Below are 25,637 nucleotides of genomic sequence, written 5' to 3'. Positions count from 1 at the left end.
TACTGGCTACTGACTCCTAACCCTAACAACAATTTTTGATTTTTACAAGAGGTCTATTAAGCGAGCAGTATTAAATAGCAGTTTCCTGCTGTCTTTTCACTGTTCACTGTTTACTGTTTACTGATCACTGATTATTGACTGGGATATATGAGCGATCGAGTCTCTGGTAAGTCATACTAGAGAATAGGAGAGAGTTGGTCTAGAGGTTGCGGGATCATTTTATCAATGATTCCGAGGAAAGTCCGAACTCCCGAAAGACCACACTTGCTGGATAACGTCCAGTGCGCGTGAGCGTGAGGATAGTGCCACAGAAAAATACCGCCCCCTTTTTTCAGTAATCAGTAAACAGTAATCAGTAACGAAAGTAAATTCACTGATAACTTTCCACTGATAACTGATAACTGATAACTGATAACTGATTGGGGGTAAGGGTGCAAAGGTGCGGTAAGAGCGCACCAGCAGTATCGAGAGGTACTGGCTCGGTAAACCCCGGTGGGGAGCAAGGTGGAGGGACAAAGGTTGGTCTTTTTCCTGTCCCGTTTTTAGGAACCGCTTGAGGTAATTGGTGACAATTATCCCAGATAGATAACCTCTATTCCAACAAAGGTAAAAGCGATTTTACTGCTGTTGGGAAATACAGAATTCGGCTTATGTCTGACTCTCTCCTTTATCAGTTATCAGTTATCAGTAATCAGTTATCAGTGATCAGCTACTGAAGGCAAAAGGCAAGAGGCTCCAAAAAAGAATCTGGCAAATCTCCTACCTAAAAAGAAGGGTAGAAACTAAGTACATCAAAGCTTTTAGCTTAACAAATTAGACTTGACATTCGGCCTTTGTTACCATTTCACTGTTTACTGTTTACTTTTTACTTTTTACTGATCATTGAAAAAAATCTCCCCACTTCATAATTCATAATTTATAATTCATAATTTATAATTCCCGCTCCCATGTCCTTAAGTGATCCGCGTCGCCAAAAACAATTAAAAACCCTCGTGGAAAAGCTGGGTTTATCGGCTGATGTCCCCGTCAGGTGGGATTTATTAGATTTAGCCCTAACTCATCCCAGTATTTCCCGTGATAAGAATTATGAACAATTGGAATTTGTGGGCGATTCTGTGGTAAGACTGGTGGCGGCGGAGGTATTGTTAGAAACCTATCCGGAGGCGCTAGTGGGAGAATTTGCCGCCCTGCGATCGATGATGGTTAGCGATCGCACTTTGGCGGAATTTGCGGATCGCTACGGTTTCGAGCGTTATTTGTTGGTATCAAGTAGTACGAGTATCGATCGGGCGGGGCGAATTTCCCGACTAGCAGACGCTTTTGAGGCGGTCTTGGGAGCATTATATCTTAGTACACAGACTATGGTTTTAGTGCGTTCTTGGCTAGATGAGCCACTAAGGGAAAAAGCGGCCGAAATTCGTCGAGATCCGGCCCGACAGAATTATAAGGATGCCTTGCAGGAGTGGACACAAGCAACATACAAAAAACTGCCGCAATATTTAGTAAAAGAAATCAATGGCTTAGATCAAGAACGTTTTTGTGCGGAAGTGTGGTTAAATGAGCAGAAATTAGGAGTGGGAACTGGCAGAAGCAAAAAAGCAGCGGAACAGGCAGCGGCTAAATCGGCTTTTCTAGAAGTGGTTAAAGGCTAAATGAAGCTATTTTTGCCTAACGGACGAATTGCCAGAGGCGAATTTTAAAATCATAATTACCACTAGCCAAATACTGCCCATCGGGACTAAAAGCCAGGGATTCCACCCAGTCGGAATTATTATCAAACCAGGCCAACTGTTTACCCGTCGTCACATCCCATAAACGCACCCCGTCATTACTGGCACTAGCGAGAATTTGTCCGTTAGGATGGAGTGCCAGGGAGCGAATTCGGGCCGTATGACCGACGAGGGTAAATAATAACTGATTATTGCTCGTATCCCAGATTTTAATCGTGCGGTCTAAACTACCCGTAATTAAATTTTTGCCGTCGGGAGTGTATAAAAGCTTGCTAACCGCTTGGGGATGGGCGGAAAATTTCGATAAAAATTTGCCCTCGCGGATGTCCCAAAAATTTACCTCACCGTTTTCATGACCACTGGCAAGGGTGACACCATCGGATTTCATCCCTAGGGAATAAACAAAATTACCCACCCAATTTAAACGATAGAGGGGACGGCGGGGGGGTTGCACTGTCCAGAGGCGAATTCCTTCCAAACCACCACTAATTAACGTTTTACCATCGGGAGTAACCGTAAGGGCGAGGACAGTATTACCGTGTTCGAGGGCAATTCCTAAATACTTGCCTTCCAGCAGATTCCAAAAATTAATGGAACCATCTAAACCGCTACTAACTAATAATCTTTCGTTGGGACTAATGGCTAAAGCTTTGACGCTGGTTCTTTGGGCGCGAGTTTGGGAGACTTTTTGCCCTGTTTTTACCGACCAAATTCTCAGGAGAGGATCCGTATCACTACCGCCAGCGAGAACCAATTGGTTATCGGGACTGAAAATCAGAGCATTAGGGGTGGATTGTTGCCCTTCTAAGGTTTTAGCGAGGGTAAGTCTGCCTAAACCTTCTACTAGGATAGTTTCTGGGGTTTTTTCGCCACTTTCAGCCGCGGGTTTAGGGGGGGCAATGGGATTTTGGGCATGACTAAGCTGATGTTGCCCGATTGTCAGCGTGGTTAAGACACTGACCACAATTGCCCCGACAATTTTCTCCCCACCCATAAATCGGAATTTCATAAATTTACTTGAATATTAACAAATGAACCGTGCTATAGATTCTAGCCTTTGAGGGGATTGATTGCCAAACAAGGTCAGATTTCTGAGCTAAGAAGGTCGATTTTTTTCGTTTTTCAGGGTTGGTAAAGCCACTTGACCCGATTGGGGCGGTAAATAATATCTTGCTGCTTCTTCTTTGTTGATTGCCTCAGTTTTTTGGCTCTGTTGCCACCGAGCGAAGATAGCGATCGCCATAATCGTTGCCCCTAAAGATAGCAGTGTCCATCTTTGTCCTAGAACCCCGATGATGACATCTACTGCCGCTGCGGTAAAGATAAAGCTAGTTATTGGTTCTTGACGGTAAGCTTTCTTGAGAAAAGGCGGCCAGAGGAGATTACTCATTTTATCTATTATTTCTACGGTTTCGATAATTCCAGCTTATCCTATCACCCTGAAAAATGTTGTCGATCGGGTCAGGGGAGTTTTCAGTGTTGCCAAAGGCACGGCGTAGCCGTCCAGTAAACAGTAAACAGTAATCAGTAAACTGTGAAAAGACATTAGGCAACACCGTCGCTAAAAGTGAGGAAACCTCTTGCATAATTAATTTTTGAGGGTTCAAAAACGTCAAAAATAAGGATTAAATGGCATAAAATCGGTAAATAGACCATTTAATTGATTATTATTCATTCTTAATTCTGCTGACTACTGGCTACTGGCTACTGACTCCTAACCCTAACAACAATTTTTGATTTTTACAAGAGGTCTAGGGTTTTCACCCCGACATTTGAGATAAAGATCAAGTATGACGGGATTTGGCATCATTCCCAGACGACCAGCTACTGTGCCGCTTCTGGCGTTGCCTGTTTCCTAAAACCACCAGACTTCGTACCTCATTATTAAGATAACTGCTATAGGAGAAAGGCTGTAAATTTGTTCTCATCCCCTTTTAAGCCGTAAAAAAGCTCTTTAACCGTTGTCGCAGCCAAGAGACGGGATTTTTCAGGTCTTCCGAGTCTAAAAGACCCATTTCTCGCAATTTCTGCTGACATTCGCGCAATTCCTCTTGACGTTGGGCGAGTGCCTGAGTGAATTCCTCCGCTAGAGCCGGATAAGTAGTGATAAGATGCTGAAAACCCTGACGATCGAGCAAAAATAACAAGGTTTCCCCCACTGCTTGCATAGTGGTGGGATAGGGAACCTCTAATATTAACGGTAATTCCCCAAAATATTGCCCTTTATTAAAAGTAAAAATTTTACGACTGATTTTATCGTTTTCATAAAAAGCATCCACTTGTCCCTGCAAAACAATACAGAAATAATTAGTTCTTTCTCCCTGTCTAATTAAAATCTCCCCGTCCTGGAGATGTTGACGACAACCCATTTCAATTAATACACGCAATTGCAGATCGTTAAAATGTTTAAAGTAACTCACCTCCAATAACATTTCTTTTAACGATAGCGGTTTTGCAGGTTTAACTATCTCCTGATCCTGTTCCTTAACTGCCTCAAAACTGTCGGTATTATGCAACCATAACTCTCGCTGGGGAAAAGGAATCGTTATGCCCCGATGACGCAGATTATGCTCGATAATGAAGTGTAGGGAACTTCTCAGAAAAACGGCCTGTTCGACTTTTTCCACCCATACCCACAACTCAAAATTTAAAGCACTATCACCAAAACCGTTAAAAATCACCTTGGGAAGCGGATTAAAGGCAATTTCTCCCGACATATAGGCTGATTGCAGCAGAATTTCCGTTACTATCAAAGGATCCGTACCGTAGGCAACTCCCACCGGTACAATAACTCGAATGCGCGAGTCGGTATAATGCCAATTCTGGACGCGATTGCTAGTTAGGATTGTGTTAGGAACGATTAACTCTGCACCATCAACAGTGCGAATGGTGGTAGAACGAATCGATATTTCCCGGATATAACCCTTTGTTTGCTCAAATTCGATAAAATCGCCCACTTTTAACTTGCGTTCCACCAACAAAGTTAAACCACTGGTGAGATTTTTGGTTAACTCCTGCAAACCGAAACCGATACCCACCCCCAAACCACCGGCTAAAACAGCGATCGAAGCGAGATTAAATCCAGTCAATTGTAGGGCGATAATATAACCAAAAGCCCCAAAAGCGAAACTAGCCAGAGTCGCGATCGCTTCTCGATTACCCTCATCAAAACCAATACTTTTCAGCAGACGATTTTTTAGTAAACTTTTAAAAGCGATCGTCAGACAAGTGACAAGGACAAACAATACAAGAGTACCAATAATCCAACCAAGAGTGATGGACACACCCCCAGCGCGCCAAAGGGGAGTGTTAAAAAAGGGCGTTAACCAAGCTGAGGGAGAGAAAGTCATCGCTAAAGTTTAGATTTGATAGGGATTACCCAAGCGATCCACAAAAACATTGTAATCTAAGGGTAAACGCCCCGGATTAAGCCGCGGTTCCGCCGCGTAACCGATGGGAACGACAACAGCGATCGCCAGATGGGGATGATCGGCAGCACCGATCACAGCTTTTACCTTGTCCTCAATCCAACCGTTAAGAAAACAACTAGATAAACCGAGACTTTCGGCAGCTAAAACCAGATGAGTAGCGGCGATCATCGCATCTTTAATCGCGTATTCCCGGGTTTTTTCGCCCAAATCCTTTTGAAATCCTGGGATTGCCTGTTGAAAATATTTTACCGTGCCTTCGCTCCAAGCACCCGTACTGAGAGCCTGTTCATAGATAGGAGTTAGATCTCCTCCTCCTGCGGCAGCATCGGCAGCGAAAACAAAAGTAACCGGCGCTTGGATAATTTGCTTTTGTCCCCAAGCGGCCTCAGCTAAAGCAGCCTTTTGTGCCTCATCTTGTACTAAAATAATTCGCCAATCTTGGATGTTGAAACTACTAGGTGCGGCAACGGTTAATTCTACTAGGGTTTTCAGCACTTCCGGGGCGATCGGATCGGTGGTAAAAGTTTTAATGGAACGACGTTGATTAATCGCCGTGGGAACATCGAGAGGCAAGGTCATAAAGTCAGTTGATTGAGTTACATATTCCTAATTATTATAAGGTCAAGCTATCAGCCTCAGACTTCGGTGTGACAAAACAAAAATGGGGTGCATCTCACATTTGCAGAAATACCGACAATCAGCAATTATCAGTGACTTTTAAATGATGACAAATATATCAACAGCTTTCTGTAAGCATCCCACCGAAAAACTAATGCGCTCCAGGGTTTGAGGGGTTCTACCCCCCAAAAGCTGGGATTGAGTGATAAAATCGAAAGCAATGCCCAATTTTAAAAGGGAGTTTCCCCTGAAAAATCCCAACTTAGTAGATTGACAAAAATGAGATGCACCCACAGAAATAGTAAAACATCAGGGTTAAATTGTGGCGGTCAGGAAAAGATCGACTATACTGTTAGACTTAAACAGGTCATAACCCAATGACCATCTAGCTATAATCATGTCACCGCCACAAAGATCATTTTATGCTTTCTGAGCCGGAACCGAGCGACACCCTCACCACTCCCACCGTCAATATGGGCGATCACAGTACCGATATCAAGCCAATTTTAGCCTTAAAAGAGTTAGTCGCCAGTTTATATCGCGAACAAAACAAAGTTCAAAATCTCTTAAGTTCCCTCGGTTTTGCCCTGCGGAGTTTCAATAATTTAAACCAATTCCTCGATCTTACCCCCTTGATGGCCGCACGAGTGGCAGACGCGGAGGGAGGGGCGTTGATTTTGAGCAAAAATAAGGGTCAAGTGGCGCTCGATCAACTCCATTGCCAAGATAATCAAATTAATGGGGAACTACGCCGACAATTAGAGGCAATTATCCGACAATTAAACCAAGAACCGGCACTTGAGAATAAAAATAATCGATCGCTTCTCGATAGTCTCGACCATAAAATCCGGCAAACTCTCGGACAGGGTACGCAGGTTTATAGTACGCCTGTTTTAGTAAAAAATAGTGAGCGGGGGCGTTTATACGTTTTCAGTCGCGATCCCGATTATGGTTGGACACCCACCCGTCGTAAACTGTTGCAGCTAGTGGCCGATCAAACGGCGGTGGCTATAGCTAATAATGAATTAACGATCGAATTACGTTCTAAGGAACGTCAGGATCGAGAGTTAGAAATCGCTGCCGAAATCCAAAATCGTCTTTTACCCCGGCAATGTCCGAAAATTCAGGGGGTAGAATTGGCGGCCCACTGCCAAACGGCTAATCGCGTTGGTGGCGATTATTATGATTTTATCCCCTGCAATTACGATCAATTTAAACCGGCAAGGGAGGCGGAAATGGAAGCCAGTACCGCTCCTTGGAGTATAGTGATCGGTGATGTCATGGGTAAAGGTGTCCCGGCAGGATTATTGATGACCATGACCCGGGGAATGTTGCGAGCGGAAGTTTTAAATCGTCACTCCCCGGCCCAGATTTTGCGTCATCTCAATCGGGTTATGTATGCCGATCTCGATAATTCTCATCGTTTCGTGACATTATTTTATTCCGAGTATGATCCCCTGACGCGCCGTCTTGGCTACAGTAATGCCGCCCATTATCCCACCCTCTGGTGGCGGGCCAAAACGGGAGAGTTAGAGTCTCTCGACACGGAAGGGACATTAGTTGGTTTAGAGGCCGATTCTATCTATGATGATGCCCAAGTGCAATTAGAAGCGGGAGATACGCTGATTTATTATACCGATGGCTTTACCGATGCAGTCAACTCGAAAGGGGAAAGATTTGATCAGAAAAATTGGCTATCGGCAGTTAAAGAAGCCTGTCAAAAGTACACCGATCCCGAACAGATTCTAGAATATTTATTTGGGAAAGTTGCCGCTTTTACCGGTTTAGGAAATGACAGTAGTGACGATATGACTTTAGTAGTTATGCGAGTGAAATCGGAGGAATAAATCATCAATTAGCTCAATTGTCCTCTTGCCAAGGAGCAAATAAAGGCAATAAAGCTAACCCGGGTAAAGCGGCAATTACTGTGATTAAAAAGAACCATTGCCAACCGATCGCCTCGGCTAAAACTCCAGCGGGAGCCACCAAAATATCGCGACTAAAGGCCATTAAACTTGATAAGAGGGCGTACTGAGTAGCGGTAAAACGAGCATTGCAAAGACTCATTAAAAAAGCCACAAAAGCGGCAGTGCCTAAGCCGCCGCAGAAGTTTTCAATATTAATAGCTAAGACCATAAAAGGATAATTTTGCCCTAAATTTGCTAAAATAAAATAGGCTAAATTACTAATAGCTTGCAAGCCGCCAAAAATCCAGAGTGATCGATTAATTCCCCAACGACTTAACAGGGAACCACCTAATAAAACTCCCACCATAGTTGCTATCATGCCCATGCCCCCTTGGATCGCTCCGATATCGGTTTGACTGAAACCAGTTTTTAAGAGAAAAGGAGTCACCATATTATTAACTAAAGCATCCCCTAAACGATAGAGAACAATAAAGGCGAGAATGCCCATTCCTTGACCTAATCGATAGCGTTGAAAAAACTCTTGGAAAGGCAACCAAACTGCCTCTAAAAGAGTTTGAGGAGTATCATCTCTAGGGGGAGTAGCTGGGGCGAAAAAAGACCAAATAATCGTTAAAGCCATCAATCCAGCTAGGAAAAGATAGACGAGAGGCCAGGGAAAGTGATCGGCTAAAATTAAAGCGATCGAACCAGTTAAAATTAAAGCCAAACGATAACCTAAAACCCCGATCGCTACCCCAGCCCCCATCTCCCATTTTTCTAAAATATCTGTGCGATAGGCATCGTAGGCAATATCTTGGCTGGCACTAAAAAAAGCAATCAGTAAAGCATTAATTGCCAATAATTCTAAAGATCGTTGCGGTTGTTGAAAAGCCATGGCTGCAATCGCTAAAGTTAAACAAATTTGAGCGATTAAAATCCAACCGCGACGACGACCAAGCAGCGGGGGAACATAGCGATCGAGTAAGGGAGACCAAAGAAATTTGAGAGAGTAGGGGAGAGCGACTAAACTAAATAAACCGATCGATTTCAGATCAACTCCTTCGGTGGTCATCCAAGCTTGCAGGGTGCGACTGGTGAGCAACAAGGGCAATCCAGAAGCGAAACCTAAGAATAACAAAGCCGCCATTTTTTGACTGCGGAACACTTGCAAATAAGCGGAAATTTCTTTGATCATGGAGGGGATAGGAGGATAGATTAGATTAAAGAATATAGTTAATTGACCCAAAAAGAAAGAAATTAGTTCTGACCGGCATCGCCCCATATTAGCCATTGCCTGGAGATCAAAAAAAATTCCCGAAAAATAGCGGTCTTTCCCCCAGCCGGGGCTATAGGCAGTAGAATGGATGAGATTTTGATTCAGTAGTCTTGAAAAATTGCGGTATTCTCCTTAAGATAGATGCTTGATTCCCCCAACTAAATCCCACCCCTATTTACCCTTCCCAGATAAGGACTGTTATCCCCACCTTCCCTCCCGACTCCTGTGATTAAAGTGGACTCCTGTTTTATCTCATACCTATTGTCTCATCCCTCCGACTCGGAAGCGATCGGTGACAATGCCGCCATTACCGTCGAGGTGCGTTTGGCCCAAGGCCAAGATCTCAAAAGTTTGGCGGAGATTCTCACCGATAGTTTTTTCCCCACGGCCAATTATTGGTCTTTTCTGCGTCCTATCTTTAAATTAGGCATTTACGAGGACTTACGGGGACGATTGCGCGCCGACACCCCTTACTATCACTGTCTGGTAGTCAGTCAAACCAGCGTCACCGCCACGGGTCATCAGGAAATTATTGTCGCTACGGCGGAAATCGGCTTAAAATCCAGTTCTTTTTTAGCTGTTCCCATTCCTTATATTTCTAATTTAGCCGTTAGTCCCGATCGCCGGCGTGCCGGTCTGGCCCGGAGATTGCTGCTCAAGTGTGAACAGATCGCTAGAGAATGGGGTTTTGAGGAACTTTCCCTCCATGTTCTCGATAATAACCTAGCGGCCCAGTCACTGTACTTAAGTAGCGGTTATCGTCTGCAAAAAACCGACGGTTGGTTGATCAATTGGTTATTTAATCGACCACAAAAGTTATTTCTGCACAAGAAAATCAGCCAATGAGGAGATAGGAGATAGGAGATAGGAGATAGGAGATAGGAGACAGGATTCAGGAGTCAGGAGCCGGTCGTCAGGAGATTATTTTTATTTATTCTCCCCACTTCCCCACACCCCACACCCCACACCCCACACCCCACACCCCCCTGCCCCCCCGATGTCGGGGGGGCAGGGGGGGTCACACCCCACACCCCACACCCCACACCCCACACCCCACACCCCACTTCCCCACCAGCAAACCCTAGATATTTCGACAAAATTGCGATGCAGAACAATTGTAAGGAAAGATTCTGCTATATTATCTGCTAACCCTCTAAAAAACCCGATTAGTTTCATAATCTTTTCCGGGTATCTGAGAAAACAAATAGTTTATCTCTTTAAATATGGTTTTAGGGAGATATTTAGTGACCGTGTGAGGCAATTTGTGGTTAATAAGACGAAATCAAGGCTTAAAAGCGGAAAATCAGGCAAATTAGCGGCTAAACCTGTTAAAAAGCGGCGATTGTCCAGTAAATGGTTCCTGACAGCCCTAGGCTTAACCGGCTGCGCCCTAGTTTCCGCTACGGCCGGTGCTATGTTGGCTGTGTCTCTCTCCTCCACACCTTTGCGACAAGCTGCTCTCAGTCCCGAAGAAGCCGCCGCTTTTAACAATCAGCAGGCCATATCCTATCAAAATCTGCAACTTCCCGCCCTCAACCGTCCCGTTAATATTCTGGTAGTTGGCGCGAAAGTGTTGACATCCGATGTCAAGGAGGCACAAACCCCAGATCTGGGTTATCATGCCCCGGTTAATTCCTTGGCTGGTTTAACCGATACCATGCTGTTACTGCGTTTTGACCCCCAAAGACAGAAGTTAACCATGCTTTCCATCCCCCGGGATACCCGCACCGATATCGAGGGTTATGGGGAGAAAAAAATCAATGAAGCTAACGCCCTTGGTGGACCTGCTTTAACGGCGGAAACGGTTAGTCATCTTTTGGACGGAGTGGCTATCGATCGCTATATTCGCATTAATGTGCAGGGTGTGGAAAAATTAATTGATGCTTTGGGGGGGGTGACGGTATATGTTCCCAAAGACATGAAGTACAAAGATTTTAGTCAACACCTCTACATTGACCTGAAAAAAGGGGAACAACACCTCAACGGCGAGAAATTCCTCCAGTTTGCCCGTTTTCGTTACGATGCTAACGGCGATATCGGTCGTATCCAACGACAACAGCAATTAATGCGGTCTTTAGTGGAACAAACCCTAAAACCAGCAACTTTATTGAAAATTCCCGATATTATCGAGGTTATCCGCACTCATATCGATACTAATCTCAGTTTAGAGGAGTTACTCGCCCTAGCCGGCTTTGCCTCCAAAACTCAGCGCGCTGATGTGCAAATGCTACTGCTACCCGGAGACTTTAATGGTGATGGTCGGCAGGGGATCAGTTATTGGTTGCCCAATCAAAGTAAAATTCAAGAGCTAGTGGCTCAACATTTTAACCACGGCTCTTTTATGGCTGACATTGAGGAAACGACGCAACCGACTCGCATAGCTGTGGAAGACAGCACCGATAATCCAGAAGCGGTGCAAACTCTAGTCAGCTATCTGCGCTCATTGGGTTATGAAAATGTTTTTGTCTCTAAGTCTTCATCGCCAATTCTAGAAACTACCAAAATTATTGCTCAAAAAGGGGATAATTCCCTGGCTGCTGCCCTGCATAATAGCCTTGGTGTCGGGGAAGTTTTGGTGGAAAGTACGGGGAATCTCGCTTCTGATGTGACGATTAAAATCGGTCAAGATTGGCAAGAAAAATCAGCTAATCTTTCTGAGCCATCTCTGGGCAACTAAGAAAAAAATCAAGTTTATCTGGGTTATTTATTAGCGTTGGGTTTCATGCTTCAACCCAACCTACGTTCTCAGAGAAAAATCAAGTTTATCCGGGTTATTTATTAGCCAAAGTTTGACAAAAATTTTGGTGTTCTTGACTAGCTATTCCTTGCTTTAACACCTCCAAAACTTCGGATAAATTACCCGATAATAAAGCATTTTTATCCAGCCATAATCCAGGAAAGACTTGGGAGCAAAATATCTTATCTTGATTTGATTCTAGGGGCAAATATTCCCCATCAGTTAAGCGAAACCAATCCAATTCTTGGTCATCTACTCGCCAGATAATATACTCTTGCACTCCATGATGACGATAAACTTTGAGTTTTTCGTGTAAATCGTAGGAAGCAGTAGAAGCGGCAATTTCCACGATTAATTCCGGCGCACCTTCCAGATAACCATCTTCACTAATGCTTGATTGTCCACCGGTTTCTATTCTTAATAAAGCATCCGGTTGTGGTTCATTATCCCCATCCAGTCGCACAGTAGTATTATCTGCTAATTCTACCCCCGGTGTAACGGACCAATAGTATCCTAACCAAGTGATAATACGAGCGTGAGGATTGCCATGATTTTTGATGCGGACGGGGGATGCCATATAAACAACTCCTGCGATTAATTCAGCTTTTTTTAGCTGTGTCATTGCTTGATAACGGCGCTCGAATTCGGGAAGGGTTAATCTATCACCATTTTCGAGAGGGGGAATAATATGGGGGGAAACTGTGTTAGTCGATAGCATAATTTTTGGCTCATCAAGAAACTACTATCAAGGCTTAAGTTTTCTTACCAGACTCAGTTAATTTATCGATTAGGTTAAGCTGGGTATCGAGAGCATCGAAGATATCCTATACTTATTTTACAGCGTTTCTGATCATTTACCTGGAACCTTGCGCCATGTTTGCCTTAGTTTCACTAGATAAAATCGAGCTACCGGCGGGGTCCTTAGTGAGATTACCTGCCACTTGGCTAGATTATCAAACTTTGTCTCGGCAAAGGGGCGACAATTCTCGACCTAAAATCAAATATCACAATGGAGAAGTCTTGCTTATGTCTCCACTTCCTAAGCATGGACGTGATGCCCATTTAATTGCTAATATTATCATCACCTTATTGGATTATCTGGGGCGTGAGTACGAGGCTTTTACTCCCGTAACCATGGAATTACCAGAAACAAGTGGTATTGAACCAGATTATAGTTTTTATATTGACCATTGGCCAGCTATAGCAGGGAAAGCCAGAATTGACTGGGTAAATGATCCTCCCCCCGATTTAGTATTAGAAATTGATGTCACCAGTTACTCGAATGTGGATGATTATCTGCCTTATAAAGTGCCTGAAATTTGGTTGTATCGTCAGAAAACTCTCTATATTTATTGGCTAGAGAATCAAGAGTATATCCCTCGCCATCAAAGTCAATATTTTCCTAACTTTAACCTAGAAAATTTAGTTTCTTTCTGGGGAGAAATTGCCGACAATCGCAATAGTAGTATGGCAATTCGTCAACTAAAACAACATCTCGAAGATTTTTATAAGTAGGGAGGCACAATTATTTGTAGGATGGGTTAGCGGTAGCGTAACATGAGCGAGCGTTGGGTTTCATGCTTCAACCCAACCTACGTTCATCTTATATTTAATTCCACCCACCTACTTAGTATTTAAACTAATTTTTCCCGCTGACAGCGTCTTTCATGGCAACGAAGTAAATCCTCCCACTCCTGTTTCCTCTATTTAACCATGAATAATTTTAAAATACTGCTCATCGGTTACGGTAATACTTTAAGAAATGATGACGGAGTGGGAGTGAGAATAGCCGAAATTATTGCCGAGGAGAATTGGACTAATGTGCAAGTCATCGCTACCCATCAATTGACTCCTGAGTTAGCAGCCGATATAGCTGATGCTTCTCTAGTTATTTTTGTTGATGCGGTATTATCTAATCAAACTGATATCCGCATAGAAAAATTAGCGGCAGTTACCGAATGGAATAATTTCGGTCATGCAGAAAGTCCCGCTTCTTTATTAGCATTAACTCAAGCAATTTATCAACAAACTCCCAGGGCCTGGGGAATATTTATTGCTGCTATTAACTGTGAATTTGGTGAAGAATTATCAACAATAACTCAAAAGGGCTTGACAAAAGCGATTAAAGCTATTAGGAAAATTATTACTTCTGAGGATTTGACTGAATACCAAAAGCAGGACTTTGATAATCTTCTGGCAGATAATTTTCAGGAATAGTGCTGTGATTGCCATCCCGGAGAGCCTTGTAGTGAGGAGACATAATTTCGATACCGACTTCGTTACATTTATCCTGAATATTTTGATGTAATTCAGAATAAATATACACCATTTTGTTAGGATGATCGGTGTAGGCATTTAGCTGATAGCTGACATAAAAATCATCGAGACTGGTTTGCAAGACAAAAGGAGCAGGTTCTGAGACAATAAATTGGGTTGCTAGGGCTGCTTCTTTCAGGGTTGCGTGGACCTTACGCCAAGGTAAATCATAACCGAGAGTGACCGTGGTTTGCAAAATTAAAGGCTCTTTGAATTCCCTTTGGGAGACACTAAAGTTAATCACATTGGTGTTTAACAGCGATGAATTAGGAATCGTGATAATTTTATTAGCCGGTGTGCGAATACGGGTAACTAATAATCCTTTTTCAATTACATCTCCAATAACATCACCAATAGAAATTTTATCTCCTAGTTGAAAAGAGCGGGTATAGATGAGGATAATTCCTCCCACCACGTTAGCGATAGCAGAGGTGGAACCCAAGGAAAATAGCACCCCTAAAAATACCGACACCCCCTGAAAAGCAGGAGAATTAAATCCGGGTAGATAGGGAAAAGCGATGACTATAGCTAAGGCAATTATCAGCAGTGACAGTAAATTATAGGTTGGGTTTGCCCAATCGGGATAGAAACCATGAATTACTAAATTTTCTCTTGCCAAGGCGGTGAAAAATGGTTTAATCGCTCTCAACAGATAGTGAGTTATAAAAATAATTAGCAGTATAATAAAAATATTGGGTAAATATTTTGCTATCTCTTGGGAAAAAACTTCCAAAGCACGAAAAAAGTATTGCAGAAAACCATCACCAAATTTTCTAGTCCAGGGAAAAAGACGAAGGACAAAAGTTAAATAAAAATAGAGAATAGTTAAAATAATCAGAGTGCGGATAAATTGCAAAACTCTTAGGGAAAAAATTCCTATTGTCCTAGAACTAATAATCTCAAAATTTTGGAATCCGACCCCAGGAACTAGGGAGGTGATTAATCTCTGAATCCGGGGAAAACCCCGCGAAGATATAAAAATCATCACCCAGAAAATTAAGACCGTGGACAGGGTAGCACTTACCGTCAAAACTGCATCTTTTAAGAGGTTATCTGGTTGACGTTCTTGACGATAACGGACAATGGCCGCTTGAATCTTTGCTAAGGCTCGTTCGGCCAATACTTCTTGACTGACCGCGTGTAATTTGGCATCTTTAGAAGTAATAGTAGCAATAACCGTATCTCCCAAAATAATCGAAGGGTTTTTGTCTTCAGGATCGATTTTTATGCTTAAATCTTCAGGAGAAAGAACATCGTCATCGGCAATTTTTTCAATTCTGGCTGTAATCGATTTCGCTCTTTCTTGCGCTGAAAAAGAACCTATTCCTTGCCGAATAGTAAAAAGTTCTTGATTATCAAGCATGACGGGAAAAACTTCTCCCAAAGTTTCCAGGGGTGTTTCCTGTCCTGGTTTAGCAGGATTATTCTGGGCCGCTATCATGAGGATGGGGGATAAAGTCAGTAACAAAACTAAACAAAACAGCCCTAAGTAACGCCAGATTTTTTTCATCTTCTAAGCCACAATTGTACAGGAGCGATCGAGTTTAATACCTCTTTTTTTCATCGTAGCATGGAATAGTTCTGTGGATAACACCTGTTCCACGGGATAAATCCCGGCTTTTTGGAGTTTTGCCGCTAAGATTAATTCTGCCACGCTGCCAGTTCCCCAGCCGGCTGCTTGGGCAGTGTTCTCGTGAACCATAGTTGCTTGATAAACTGCTTTTTGCTGCCCTTGCCATCCGGCCACTTTGGCTAACATTGCTACCCCAATTCCCGAAAATTTATCGGTTACTTCTGTCATGCGATAACTGACTTGGGAAAAAAACTCGATTCCCCGAGAACTTTCTACCCAAGCATCGGGAAAAATATGGGCAGTAATCCAGGTTAAGTGATTATAAAAATCGGGAATAGAACCAAATTTTGTGATCACATTTTGCACTGGAAAAGATTCGGCAAAAGTATAGGTTTCTGGCATATCAAACCAATAAACACCAGTTTTACCCAAAGGAGCGGGAAAGTCAATTACTTCTCTAGCAGTATAGGGTTTAATCTCTTGCCATTTTCCCTCAATCCAAGCTAAAAAAGGCTTTTTTAAACCGAGAAAAGTTGTCCGCATCACAGTTAATCCCGCACCTCCTGAACCGGCTACGGCATAATTTAAACGGATCGTTTCTACCCTATCTAACTGTTCGACTCCCTCTCGCACTATACTATTAGAAATACCGGGGAAAATTCCCGTATTAACCACGGCAGTTATTCCCGCTTTTATCGCTAATTCTCGATAGGGGATTAACTTTTGATAAAAAGAACGATGATCACTAACATCAATATAATTGACTTTTTCTTCGATGCAAATTTTTACTACCCTGCCATCGCGATAATGAAAGGGACCGGCACAATGAATGACTAAATCACTATTTTTAATTGCCTGTCTAAGCTTGTCTATTTCTTCTAAATCCAAAGCAAAAAACTGCATTCTTGGCAGTAATTTAATGGCTTTTTCCTTGCGTCCTGTGATAATAATTTTAGCTGAAGTATGATTAATAATATCTAGGGCTACACTTTGACCAATGCGACCAGTGCCACCTAAAATTAAAACAGTTTTTTCCATGGCAACTATCAATAATGTTTGTTGCCCTAGTATAGCACCTCTTGGCAATTTTGCCTATTTTCCAAGATGAAAAATTCAGAATAATCCCAACTTATTTAATGCGTCCGAGGGGCAAGAAAATGGTTAAAATCTCACCTTCTTCGGGTTTTTCACGCACAATAAATTTACCTCCCAAAGCTTGAAAAAGGTTTTTAGTCACCTTCATATTCAGGCTTAAACTACCGGTTTCTGGTTGAAACATTAAGACTTTTCCCAAAGCTTTGAGGGTAAGATTAGGCGATTTTACCTGAGTTTGGAACTGCATTTTTAATTGATTTCCTGCCGTTGATATATGTACTTGCAACAGGCCACCACTAGCCATACTGCGAGTACATTTTTCCACGACTCCATTTAACATTTGATCCAATAAACTCGGGTCGCTAATTACCGAAGGCAATTTTTTCGGTACATTAACTTCTAAATTGACATTGCGCCGTTTAGCTTGTTTCTGCCACCGGGGAATACTATCTTGAAAGACTTTTTCTAGGGCAATTGGAATTAATTGAATTGGTTTATCTCCCAGAGGATTAATACCCAATTCTGCGGCTCGAAAAATTAATTCCATGCGCTGAATTTGTTCACTACATTCTAAATCGATTGTTTCTAAATATTTTTCCACATCTTCCGTTACTTTGGCCCGTTTTAACAATAATCTGGTAATGGTGCGAATGGTGGTTAAAGGGGTGCGAATTTCGTGGGTTAAAGCGCGCAATAATTCCAAATCACAACCCGATTCTAAATTAGAATTATCTTCCTTTGGGGGAGTGATTTCGGCATTGATAGACGATTTCGTTTTTTTCAGGTCTAAATTAGGCTGGTTGGGTAAATTTTGCAGTAATTGGCGACTAAATTGGCTAACTAGACGATAATCCGGCGAGGGACTGCCATTAGCCTCGATAATTGCCTCTAAAGTCTCGATTTGTGGATAACGCAGATTAACTAATCGTTGCCGCAACTGCTGCCAAGCTTGCTGAGTGAGGACGGGATCAAAGGAAAATTGAAAAGAGGACAAACCCCACTGATCTTCGCCTAAAACCAGCAAAAGAGCGAAACTTTCGCTAAAAACCAGACAAAATCTTTCATTAGCAATCGGATCCGTTGGCAAGAGAGGCAATTCATGAATCTCTGTCGGGGAAATATCGGCGGCGGATTTTTCCTGAGAAGGCAATTGCAAACCCAGCCATTGTAAATGTTTTAAAGCTTTAACGGTAAAAACACCAAATTCAAAACCCGTTAAAGCCTTGCTTTCTCTGACTAAAGCCGTCGGACCGGAGAGAATTAAACCCCGACTGGCGGCATTATTTGGGTTTTGTAATAAGATATTTTCTAAAGATGCGATCGCTGCGAACCATTCACTTTCCGCTTTCAGTTGCGATCGCTTGAGCCATTCTGATAAATTAGGATAAAAAGCATTGGGGGTGAAAGTTTCCCGGTCCTGATGGTCAGTTGGCGGGAAAATATCGCTTAATTTCGGTAAAGACCCCTCTAACATCGTCTTCATCACTGACTAGATACAAATTCCTTACCTAGAATATTACCCCCGTTAATGCTCATCCCATAACGGTAAAACCGAACTCTATTAGCAGTGATATCCGCGTTTTTACCTAGGGCAGTTATCTTAATGGTGAGGTACAAAGTTTTCGCTTTGGGGAGTCGGTCGTCGATACCAAATTAGGTTACACTTCATCGAGGATGATGAGAAAGGCTGTCAGTCGGCTTAATGATTTGTAATATAGGTTAGTCCAGTTGATTACCTATGCTGGTTGTGGGGTTCGTGGCTCAATTCAACCTCGATAAGTCTGATATTTAATTACACCTCCCGACTTATGTGTTTTTTTGTTACATTTAAGTATTTTTTTTGTTTATCTATGGTTATCATAGAGCAAGTTAAATTGTTCCCAAATTATTTCCCTAACTAACCAATCTTTGCTCCCAAACCCTTTTGCCTTGACCTTAGGTCAATGGGAGGAACCATCGGCTCTTGGTTTGCCTGTTTAAGTGTTGCTTTCAAGCTAGGTAAACAGTTGAGTGGTGGTAACTGTTCAGCAATAGTTGGGTTTGGTTATTGACTATATTTTGCCGTGAGCAAATTCTGAGAATTAATCAGAACTAAGTGCGCTTGTCTGTCTTCCGAACCCGTCGCTGCTGCGGATTTGAGGTTCATTTATCCTTTGTCTGAGAGAGAGTAAAAAATATGCTGCTGCACATTCATATTCTTCAGGATACGTTTTTCAAGTCTTCCACAGCTTTTTCTGAAACCCTCAATAGTGGGCAAAAATTCTTAATCAAAGCGGGAACTAAATTACCAATTAAATCTTATTTTCGCCAAAATAATCATTATTCTGTCAAGTTAGCCGCAGAACAAGGTTCAGTGGGGAAAGCGGGATTTTTCTTTGATGATCATGTACAAGTAGAAGAAATACGGGGCGTTTGGATCACCAATGTTGACAGTGATATTCTCAAGTCTAAAGATAACCTAAAAGCTGGGTTGGAAAAACTTAAAAATTTAGGATTTAATACTCTTTATCTAGTAGTTTGGAACAGAGGCTATGTGTTTTTTCAATCACAAATTGCTGATAATGTTTTCACTGCCGATAAGGAAAAACTCAAAAAAGTCAACCTTGAAAAAGAGTTAGTCGGTAGAGATCTACTAGCAGAAATCATTGAGATTAATCAGACAGAAAAGTATAACTTTCGGATTATTGCCTGGTTTGAATACGGTTTAATGGTTCCTCCGGCTGCTCCCTTAGTTGCCCAAAAACCAGATTGGTTTATGCTTACTCATCAACAGAAAAATACAGTTGATGGTGATGGTAATTGCCGCTTAAATCCTGCTCATCCTGAAGTTAAAGATTTTTGGGTTAGTATCATTCGTGAAGTGGTAAGAAACTATGAAATTGATGGTATTCAATTAGATGATCACTTCGCTATTCATCACGCAAAACTCTTGCCTAATGCTACTAAAAATTTTGATTTTAGCATGGGGTTTGACTCCTTTACTATCAAACTTTTTCAAGAGGAAACTGGTTCAGTTAGTCCCTTAAGTAACCCCCAATTAGCGAAATTTAAAGATTGGCGCAAGGAGAAGTTAACTCAGTTAGTGCGATTGATTTTTAAAACCATTAAAGCGGAAAAAGACGATTGTATTCTCTCCATTTCTCCCAATCCTTTAGGATTTTCTGTTGATCATGCTTTAGCTGATTGGGAAGCCTGGGAAAAGGAAGGATTAATTGAAGAACTGGCATTGCAAACTTATCGTGGAGATGTCCAGAGTTTTGAGAGAGAAATCGATAAATCAGAGGTAAAAGCAGCGCGGGAACATATTCCCACCGTCATCGGTATTCTCACAGGTTTAAAACCCAGTGATAGACGAGTAAATTTCCAATTAATTCAAGCACAAACTCAGGAGACTCGTGAGCGAGATTTTGCTGGTTTTGCCTATTTTTTCTATAGCAGTTTATTAGACCATATTCCCACCACAGAAACTGTGGCTGACAGGGAGAATAAATTGGCTCAAATTCTTGCTACAGATCAATTTGTTTGACTCTTTATCTCTTGTTACATAGGGATTATTCTTTAAGTTTATCGTCCCTCCTAGTTGTTAAAATCAGGAGATTTTTTGGTAGTTATTTTTATTTTAATTGCTATTAAGAAATATTACAAGATTCTCAAAACTTATTGACAGTTAAATAATTCAAGCAATATGCTTAGATGTAGAGTTAAATAACTTAAAACAACCCTTTAATTTTATGAAGGAACAATCTAATGTCAACCTCAACTGAGACAAGTTTTCCCAACGAATTGATGCCTAACTTATTTATAGGTATGACGGGTTCTGATGTAGAAAAATTGCAACAGAAATTACAAGAGTTAGGTTTTTATAGTGGACCCATTGATGGTCTTTTTGGTCAAGGAGTTGAACAAGCTGTCAAAGATTATGAAGACAGTAGACTTCTTCCATTGATAAACAGTTTGTTAATCGTCTAATTCTCATTAAAGGACATAGTTATTGTTATGGTTCGTGTAGTTGAAAATACCGCAGGCAAAACAAGAGATTTGCCAATTGCTTCACGCCTCAAGCAAATATTATCATTTGCTGCCTCTGTGGCTGGAATTGACGAGGTTAGAGTTGAGTCAGGTGGTCAATGTGCAATCGGTACTTGTAGTAAGCGGGTAGGGAGTACTCGACATGACTTAGGCAATGCTGCTGACTTAGACCTGATAAAAGATGGTCGTGTTCTTAAATTTACTGATTCAAATGATTTGCCTTTATTTGAGGCATTTGTTGAAGCTGCGGCAAGTTTTGGTGCTACTGGAATCGGTGGAGATGTTGGTTATATGGGGCCAACAAGAATTCATGTTGGCTTTGGGAGCCGTGCTACTTGGGGAGGAAATGCTGGCAGAGGAGCGGCTCCCAGTTGGCTAGAAAATGCTGCTACAAAAGGTTGGAATAACCCACTTTCCTTCCCAAACCCTCAAAATGGTTCATCTCTGTTTTCAGTTAACGCACGTAGTGGGCTAAATCTCAGATCTGGCCCTAGCCAAAGCTTTAAAATTATTAGAACACTTTCCTTAGGGACTATCCTTACGATACAAGGATTTGATGGAGCAGATCAAGAATGGGCTCAAGTTGATCTTGAGGGCGATGGCGTTATCGATGGCTATGTATTCAGAACATTTTTAAAACCAGTGCAAGAGGGATCACTGCGAGTGATGGCTTTTTCAGATCAGGCAAACATTGAAGAAGAGGAAGAAGGTTGTGCTGCGGATAATCCACAAGGTTTCACAGAGGAGTAAGTAATGTTATCTAAGTAGTGAAAGCTAGTTTTCGCCACTATTGCCATTTTAGGTAATACAAATTCTTGTCAACTATAACTGTAAATTTTGCAAGCCTTTAGTCCATTTTTGCTATGAGTATTCAAGACGACATTGTTTGGTTTAAAGACCAATTTCAATCAGATATCCTCGCCGCTATTGATAATACACCTTTCCGCCTTGAACTATTAGTGGCGATCGCCTTACAAGAAACTGGCTATCTCTGGCGTAATATTTACAAAAGAGAAAGTGTAGCAAGAACCCTAGAGCTTTGTGTTGGAGACACAATCGGTGCGCCTGATAGAACCGCCTTTCCAGTTGATAGAGCGGCACTGGAAGCAAAACCGAAAGGCAAAGAGATGTTTCAAGTTGCTCGTCAAGCACTTGAAGATATTGCCTTGTACAATAATGACTTCAAAGTTGCCGCCAGAAACCCAGATAGATTTTGTCGAGGCTTCGGCATCTTTCAATATGACCTACAATTTTTCTTAACCAATCCAGATTATTTTTTAGAAAAACAGTGGTACGAATTTGATCAATGTTTAGCCCGATGTGTTGAGGAATTAAAATCAAAATTAATCAGCACCTATGGCAAGGATAAAACCAGCTTGACTGATAAAGAAATGGTCTATGTAGCTATTGCTTATAACAGGGGAAGTGTTGATTTTAGCCGAGGCTTTAAACAAGGCCATAAAGATAGCAGTGGCAAGTATTACGGTGAGTATATCTGGGAGTATTTGCAATTAGCCAAAGGTAGCTCCACCAATACTCAACAATACCGAGTTAATGCTCGATCGGGTTTAAGACTCCGCTCTGGGCCTGGCACTAATTTTGATACCATTGAGTTACTTCCCCTTGGTCGTCTCGTTTTTGTTGGCAAAAGACAGGGCGAATGGGTTGAAGTAGATTTGCAAGGCGATGGAGTTATTGATGGCTTTGCTTTTGCTAGTTATTTGGCTCCAGTTTAGTTACTTTTTTAACTTTCTTGATTTTTAAGGAAATTAGTCCTATGGCACAGGGAAAAGTTACAGCCAGCACTTTAAATTTACGCACGGCTCCTAACACAGGAAGCGGCGTTTTGACGAGTTTACCGACAGGAGAAATCATTGATATTCTCAGCACCATTACAGGAGGAACTTATCCCGTAGGTAGTGAGACTTCTAATCAATGGCATAACGTACGGGTTGATGACAAAACAGGTTTTGTAGCCGCCGCTTTTGTTCAATTATTAGCTCCTCCTGGAACCTTACAAGGCAATATTGAATCTGCCCCGCCTGGATTAATTGGTTTTGATTGTGCCAGTAAATTAAATCCGACATTAATTAATAAGTTTGCCAATGATCCTAAAGGCTTTCGTTATTGTTTACGCTATCTTTCTTTAGGGGCACAACAAACCAACGTTGATATAAGCCGTCAAGAAGCGGAAGATATTTTGGCATCAGGATTAGCCCTTAGTCCTGTTCAGCGAGTCCGTAGAGCAGGTTGGTCTCCAACAGGTTCTTTGGGAACAAATACAGGACAAAATGCGTCTAATAATGCAGTTTCCGTCGGGTTTCCGCCGGGCATTAACATTTGGTTAGATTTAGAGGGCGTAAAGGCAGGGACTTCTGCCAGTAATGTTATTGCCTATTGCAATAATTGGTTTGATGAAGTAGCCGCTAAAAATTACGTTCCAGGTATTTATGTGGGAGCGGACGCCATTCTCACAGGAACTCAACTGGCGAATTTAAAGTTTCAACATTACTGGAAATCAGGAAGTACAGTTCCAAGTATTCCAGGGCGAGGCTATCAGTTAATTCAAACCATTCCTAACCCTCCTCTAGGATTACTAAGACATGGTATTCACATTGATCTCAACGTGACCCAAACCGATAGTCTAGGTGGTCAAGTGATTTGGCTACGCCGCTAAATTTTTCATTGATTCAATTCAGGAGTAAACCAATGGCTCGTACTGGACAAATTACCGCAAGTACCCTTAATTTACGCACATCTCCCAATACTTCAAGCACTATTTTATCTGCTTTTCCTACGGGAACTCTCGCCGAAATTTTAGATACCGTAACCGGCGGAAGTTACAGTTTACCGGCGGGGGGAACCTCAAATCAATGGCACAAAGTAAAAGTTGCTGGACAAGAAGGTTTTTTAGCCGCAGCATTTATTATTGATACGGGGAATCCAGACGGGACTAGCAATGTTCTTGATGCAATTTTCAAAGTTAATGCTGGTCACATCTATTACCGAGCAAAAGATATTACTGGAGATGGCAGGGCTGAAACTTTTTGTAATTGGTTTGCCGCCGATGTTTTGGATCAATTAGGGATTGATCTTCCTCGTTTAGATTCTAGTGCTGGCTCCTATGTAGAACCCCATCCCGTTTATGGTAATAACACTCCTTTTAAACCCTTTTCGGCGGAAGCTCTGTTTATTTTTTTTCAAAATCAAAATGCAAGTTCATTGGGAAAATGGAAATTAGTTAGCTCTGATACCGCCGATAAAGCCTCCGCCCAAAGTGCGGCTATCAGCATTGCCCAGGGTGATAAAGTTGTGGTTGCTTCTTTTCCTGGAGTGCGCGGTAGTCGTCAAGGTCATATTGCTATTGTTCGCCCTGATAGCTCTGCTAGTGTCAGAATTGCTCAAGCAGGTCGTGTTAGTAGCAATAATTTAGCCTTAAGTGATGGCTTCGGTAGTGCTTTAAGCTCCACTAAGTTTTTTACTTTTAAGGGTTAATCTTTTTCAAATATCCCTCTTGTTTTGAATAAGGAGGATAAAATTCGATCTCTCTATATTGTCTAATTTCTTTTAAGGTTACAATCATGGCTCAAGGCAAAATTACGGCAAGTTCTCTCAACTTAAGAAGTCAACCCAATTCCAGCACGGATAGTAACATTATTAAGTCACTACCGACAGGAACTTTGGTTGAGATTATCAAAACCCTTGCCGGTAGTAATTATACTTTTGGGGGGGGAACTCGTAATGATTGGCATCAGGTTACAGTTGGAACTGACACTGGATTTATCGCCGCCGCTTGGGTCGCTCCTGTTACACCGCCGCCACTACCACCATCAATCACAACAGAAGTACGAGGAGTTTGGATTGTTGACCGTACTCACAGTTCTGTTTTAACTTCTCCGGCAACCATTAGTAACGCTCTCAATTTTTTGCAACGTAATGGCTTTAATACTGTTTGTCCTGCGGTTTGGAATCGAGGATTTACCGCTTTTCCAAGTACTGTAATGACGAAGAATGGTTTCCCTAATCAAGACCCTGGTTATGTAGGTTTTGATCCTTTAAGGGAGATTGTTAAACAGGGCAAAAGTCGGGGAATGATGGTTTTTCCTTGGTTTGAATATGGATTCGCGGCTTCACCCGATGCTGATGGCGGTCATATTTTGGAGACTAAACCTAACTGGTCAGCTTTAGATAGTTCAGGCAATAAAGTTCAACATGGCGGATTAACTTGGATGAATGCCTTAAATCCAGAGGTTCAACAATTTATGCTGGATTTAATTTTAGAAGTCGTTAATACCTACGATGTGGATGGAATTCAGGGATGCGATCGCTTTCCTGCTATTCCTTTTAATGGCGGCTATGATCAAGCGACTAAAGATAAGTATAAAGCCAAACATGGGGTTAATCCTCCCAGTGATGGCAAAGACCCCATTTGGATTAAATTCCGAGCCGATATATTGACTAAATACTTAGCAAGTATATTTGAGAAAATTAAGAGTACAAAATCTACTTGCATCGTTTCAATGTCGCCTTCACCATTTCCTTTTGGGCTAAATAATTTGATGCAGGATTCAGAGGTATGGGTTAAGCAAGAGATCGTAGATTTTTTGCATCCTCAACTGTATCGAACCAGCTTTGCTAACTATAAAACAGAAGTAGATAGCCTGAAAACACGGCTTACGGCTAGTCAACTTAAAAAAATCGCACCTGGAATCGCTTTTACTGCCAGCCGAACAATCTTAACAACAAGTGATATTGTGCAATCCATTAAATACAACCGTAGTCAAGGTTTGGGCGGTCAAATCTTTTTCTTCTATGAAGGTTTGACAAGTAATAGCAATGCAATGGCGATCGCTCTACAAGCTCCGGGTATTTATGCTTGAGCTTAGTTTCAATTTTGTTCACTTACAATTGTCTTAAGGAGTTAT

The 25,637-nt window shown here is 41.9% G+C and carries 22 protein-coding genes and 1 other RNA gene; 14 read left to right on the top strand and 9 right to left on the bottom strand.

The window, feature by feature from the left end; genetic code table 11:
- Positions 1-190: 190 nt before the first annotated feature.
- Positions 191-666, top strand: an RNA gene (rnpB, locus tag H6F92_RS10325) — RNase P RNA component class A.
- 281 nt (positions 667-947) lie between these two features.
- Positions 948-1,652: a ribonuclease III gene (rnc, locus tag H6F92_RS10320; RefSeq protein ID WP_190357763.1), complete on the top strand. Its 705-nt coding sequence runs from the start codon at positions 948-950 to the stop codon at positions 1,650-1,652.
- A gap of 16 nt (positions 1,653-1,668) precedes the next feature.
- Here rnc and H6F92_RS10315 read toward each other — a convergent pair whose 3' ends face one another.
- From H6F92_RS10315 to H6F92_RS10300, 4 genes are all read right to left on the bottom strand, one after another.
- A complete protein-coding gene (locus H6F92_RS10315; RefSeq protein ID WP_190357762.1) occupies positions 1,669-2,739 on the bottom strand; it encodes a WD40 repeat domain-containing protein in 1,071 nt (356 codons plus the stop codon).
- An 87-nt stretch (positions 2,740-2,826) separates the two neighbouring features.
- Entirely contained in the window at positions 2,827-3,120 is a 294-nt protein-coding gene (locus H6F92_RS10310; RefSeq protein WP_079206042.1) for a hypothetical protein, read from the bottom strand.
- A 544-nt stretch (positions 3,121-3,664) separates the two neighbouring features.
- On the bottom strand, positions 3,665-5,080 hold the full coding sequence (locus H6F92_RS10305) for a mechanosensitive ion channel domain-containing protein (RefSeq protein ID WP_190357761.1): 1,416 nt from the start codon (positions 5,078-5,080) through the stop codon (positions 3,665-3,667).
- A 9-nt stretch (positions 5,081-5,089) separates the two neighbouring features.
- The gene (locus H6F92_RS10300; RefSeq protein ID WP_190357760.1) at positions 5,090-5,740 is read right to left on the bottom strand and encodes a nitroreductase family protein; all 651 of its coding nucleotides are present in this window, start codon (positions 5,738-5,740) and stop codon (positions 5,090-5,092) included.
- Between the two features lie 461 nt (positions 5,741-6,201).
- Between H6F92_RS10300 and H6F92_RS10295 the strand changes: the two genes are divergently transcribed.
- The gene (locus H6F92_RS10295; RefSeq protein WP_190357759.1) at positions 6,202-7,626 is read left to right on the top strand and encodes a PP2C family protein-serine/threonine phosphatase; all 1,425 of its coding nucleotides are present in this window, start codon (positions 6,202-6,204) and stop codon (positions 7,624-7,626) included.
- A gap of 13 nt (positions 7,627-7,639) precedes the next feature.
- Here H6F92_RS10295 and H6F92_RS10290 read toward each other — a convergent pair whose 3' ends face one another.
- Entirely contained in the window at positions 7,640-8,881 is a 1,242-nt protein-coding gene (locus H6F92_RS10290) for an AmpG family muropeptide MFS transporter (RefSeq protein ID WP_416338796.1), read from the bottom strand.
- A gap of 306 nt (positions 8,882-9,187) precedes the next feature.
- On the opposite strand from H6F92_RS10290, the gene H6F92_RS10285 reads away from it, so the two are divergent.
- On the top strand, positions 9,188-9,808 hold the full coding sequence (locus H6F92_RS10285) for a GNAT family N-acetyltransferase (protein ID WP_190357757.1): 621 nt from the start codon (positions 9,188-9,190) through the stop codon (positions 9,806-9,808).
- A 418-nt stretch (positions 9,809-10,226) separates the two neighbouring features.
- A complete protein-coding gene (locus tag H6F92_RS10280; protein ID WP_190357756.1) occupies positions 10,227-11,639 on the top strand; it encodes an LCP family protein in 1,413 nt (470 codons plus the stop codon).
- A gap of 94 nt (positions 11,640-11,733) precedes the next feature.
- Here H6F92_RS10280 and H6F92_RS10275 read toward each other — a convergent pair whose 3' ends face one another.
- Positions 11,734-12,417 (bottom strand): Uma2 family endonuclease, encoded by a 684-nt coding sequence (locus H6F92_RS10275; protein ID WP_190357755.1) that lies wholly within the window; start codon positions 12,415-12,417, stop codon positions 11,734-11,736.
- Positions 12,418-12,572: 155 nt separating this feature from the next.
- On the opposite strand from H6F92_RS10275, the gene H6F92_RS10270 reads away from it, so the two are divergent.
- Both H6F92_RS10270 and H6F92_RS10265 read left to right on the top strand, forming a co-directional pair.
- The gene (locus tag H6F92_RS10270; protein ID WP_190357754.1) at positions 12,573-13,214 is read left to right on the top strand and encodes a Uma2 family endonuclease; all 642 of its coding nucleotides are present in this window, start codon (positions 12,573-12,575) and stop codon (positions 13,212-13,214) included.
- A 198-nt stretch (positions 13,215-13,412) separates the two neighbouring features.
- Positions 13,413-13,916: a hydrogenase maturation protease gene (locus tag H6F92_RS10265; protein ID WP_190357753.1), complete on the top strand. Its 504-nt coding sequence runs from the start codon at positions 13,413-13,415 to the stop codon at positions 13,914-13,916.
- Here H6F92_RS10265 and H6F92_RS10260 read toward each other — a convergent pair.
- The 3 genes from H6F92_RS10260 to H6F92_RS10250 all read right to left on the bottom strand — a co-directional run bounded on the left by H6F92_RS10260 (position 13,843) and on the right by H6F92_RS10250 (position 18,157).
- On the bottom strand, positions 13,843-15,525 hold the full coding sequence (locus H6F92_RS10260; RefSeq protein WP_190357752.1) for a mechanosensitive ion channel family protein: 1,683 nt from the start codon (positions 15,523-15,525) through the stop codon (positions 13,843-13,845). The genes H6F92_RS10265 and H6F92_RS10260 overlap by 74 nt on opposite strands.
- 3 nt (positions 15,526-15,528) lie before the next feature.
- Positions 15,529-16,626: a saccharopine dehydrogenase family protein gene (locus tag H6F92_RS10255; RefSeq protein ID WP_190357751.1), complete on the bottom strand. Its 1,098-nt coding sequence runs from the start codon at positions 16,624-16,626 to the stop codon at positions 15,529-15,531.
- A gap of 91 nt (positions 16,627-16,717) precedes the next feature.
- Positions 16,718-18,157: a sensor histidine kinase gene (locus H6F92_RS10250; protein WP_190357794.1), complete on the bottom strand. Its 1,440-nt coding sequence runs from the start codon at positions 18,155-18,157 to the stop codon at positions 16,718-16,720.
- A gap of 702 nt (positions 18,158-18,859) precedes the next feature.
- On the opposite strand from H6F92_RS10250, the gene H6F92_RS10245 reads away from it, so the two are divergent.
- From H6F92_RS10245 to H6F92_RS10215, 7 genes are all read left to right on the top strand, one after another.
- Positions 18,860-20,209, top strand: coding sequence for a glycoside hydrolase family 10-like protein (locus H6F92_RS10245; protein ID WP_242030084.1), 1,350 nt, complete (start codon positions 18,860-18,862; stop codon positions 20,207-20,209).
- A gap of 221 nt (positions 20,210-20,430) precedes the next feature.
- On the top strand, positions 20,431-20,652 hold the full coding sequence (locus tag H6F92_RS10240) for a peptidoglycan-binding domain-containing protein (protein ID WP_190357750.1): 222 nt from the start codon (positions 20,431-20,433) through the stop codon (positions 20,650-20,652).
- 27 nt (positions 20,653-20,679) lie between these two features.
- On the top strand, positions 20,680-21,462 hold the full coding sequence (locus H6F92_RS10235; RefSeq protein WP_008198577.1) for an SH3 domain-containing protein: 783 nt from the start codon (positions 20,680-20,682) through the stop codon (positions 21,460-21,462).
- A 113-nt stretch (positions 21,463-21,575) separates the two neighbouring features.
- Positions 21,576-22,448, top strand: coding sequence for an SH3 domain-containing protein (locus H6F92_RS10230; protein WP_151696143.1), 873 nt, complete (start codon positions 21,576-21,578; stop codon positions 22,446-22,448).
- Between the two features lie 41 nt (positions 22,449-22,489).
- On the top strand, positions 22,490-23,389 hold the full coding sequence (locus tag H6F92_RS10225) for a glycoside hydrolase domain-containing protein (RefSeq protein WP_190357749.1): 900 nt from the start codon (positions 22,490-22,492) through the stop codon (positions 23,387-23,389).
- A gap of 32 nt (positions 23,390-23,421) precedes the next feature.
- A complete protein-coding gene (locus tag H6F92_RS10220; protein WP_190357748.1) occupies positions 23,422-24,207 on the top strand; it encodes an SH3 domain-containing protein in 786 nt (261 codons plus the stop codon).
- An 86-nt stretch (positions 24,208-24,293) separates the two neighbouring features.
- Positions 24,294-25,592 carry a family 10 glycosylhydrolase gene (locus tag H6F92_RS10215; RefSeq protein ID WP_190357747.1) on the top strand — a complete coding sequence of 433 codons (1,299 nt, stop codon included), beginning with the start codon at positions 24,294-24,296 and terminating at the stop codon, positions 25,590-25,592.
- Positions 25,593-25,637: the final 45 nt, after the last annotated feature.

It is taken from the genome of Microcystis wesenbergii FACHB-1317 (assembly GCF_014696875.1).
GTDB lineage: Bacteria > Cyanobacteriota > Cyanobacteriia > Cyanobacteriales > Microcystaceae > Microcystis > Microcystis wesenbergii_A.
The sequence above is the reverse complement of the archived record's forward strand: the minus strand, read 5'-3'. Positions and strand labels throughout refer to the sequence as shown.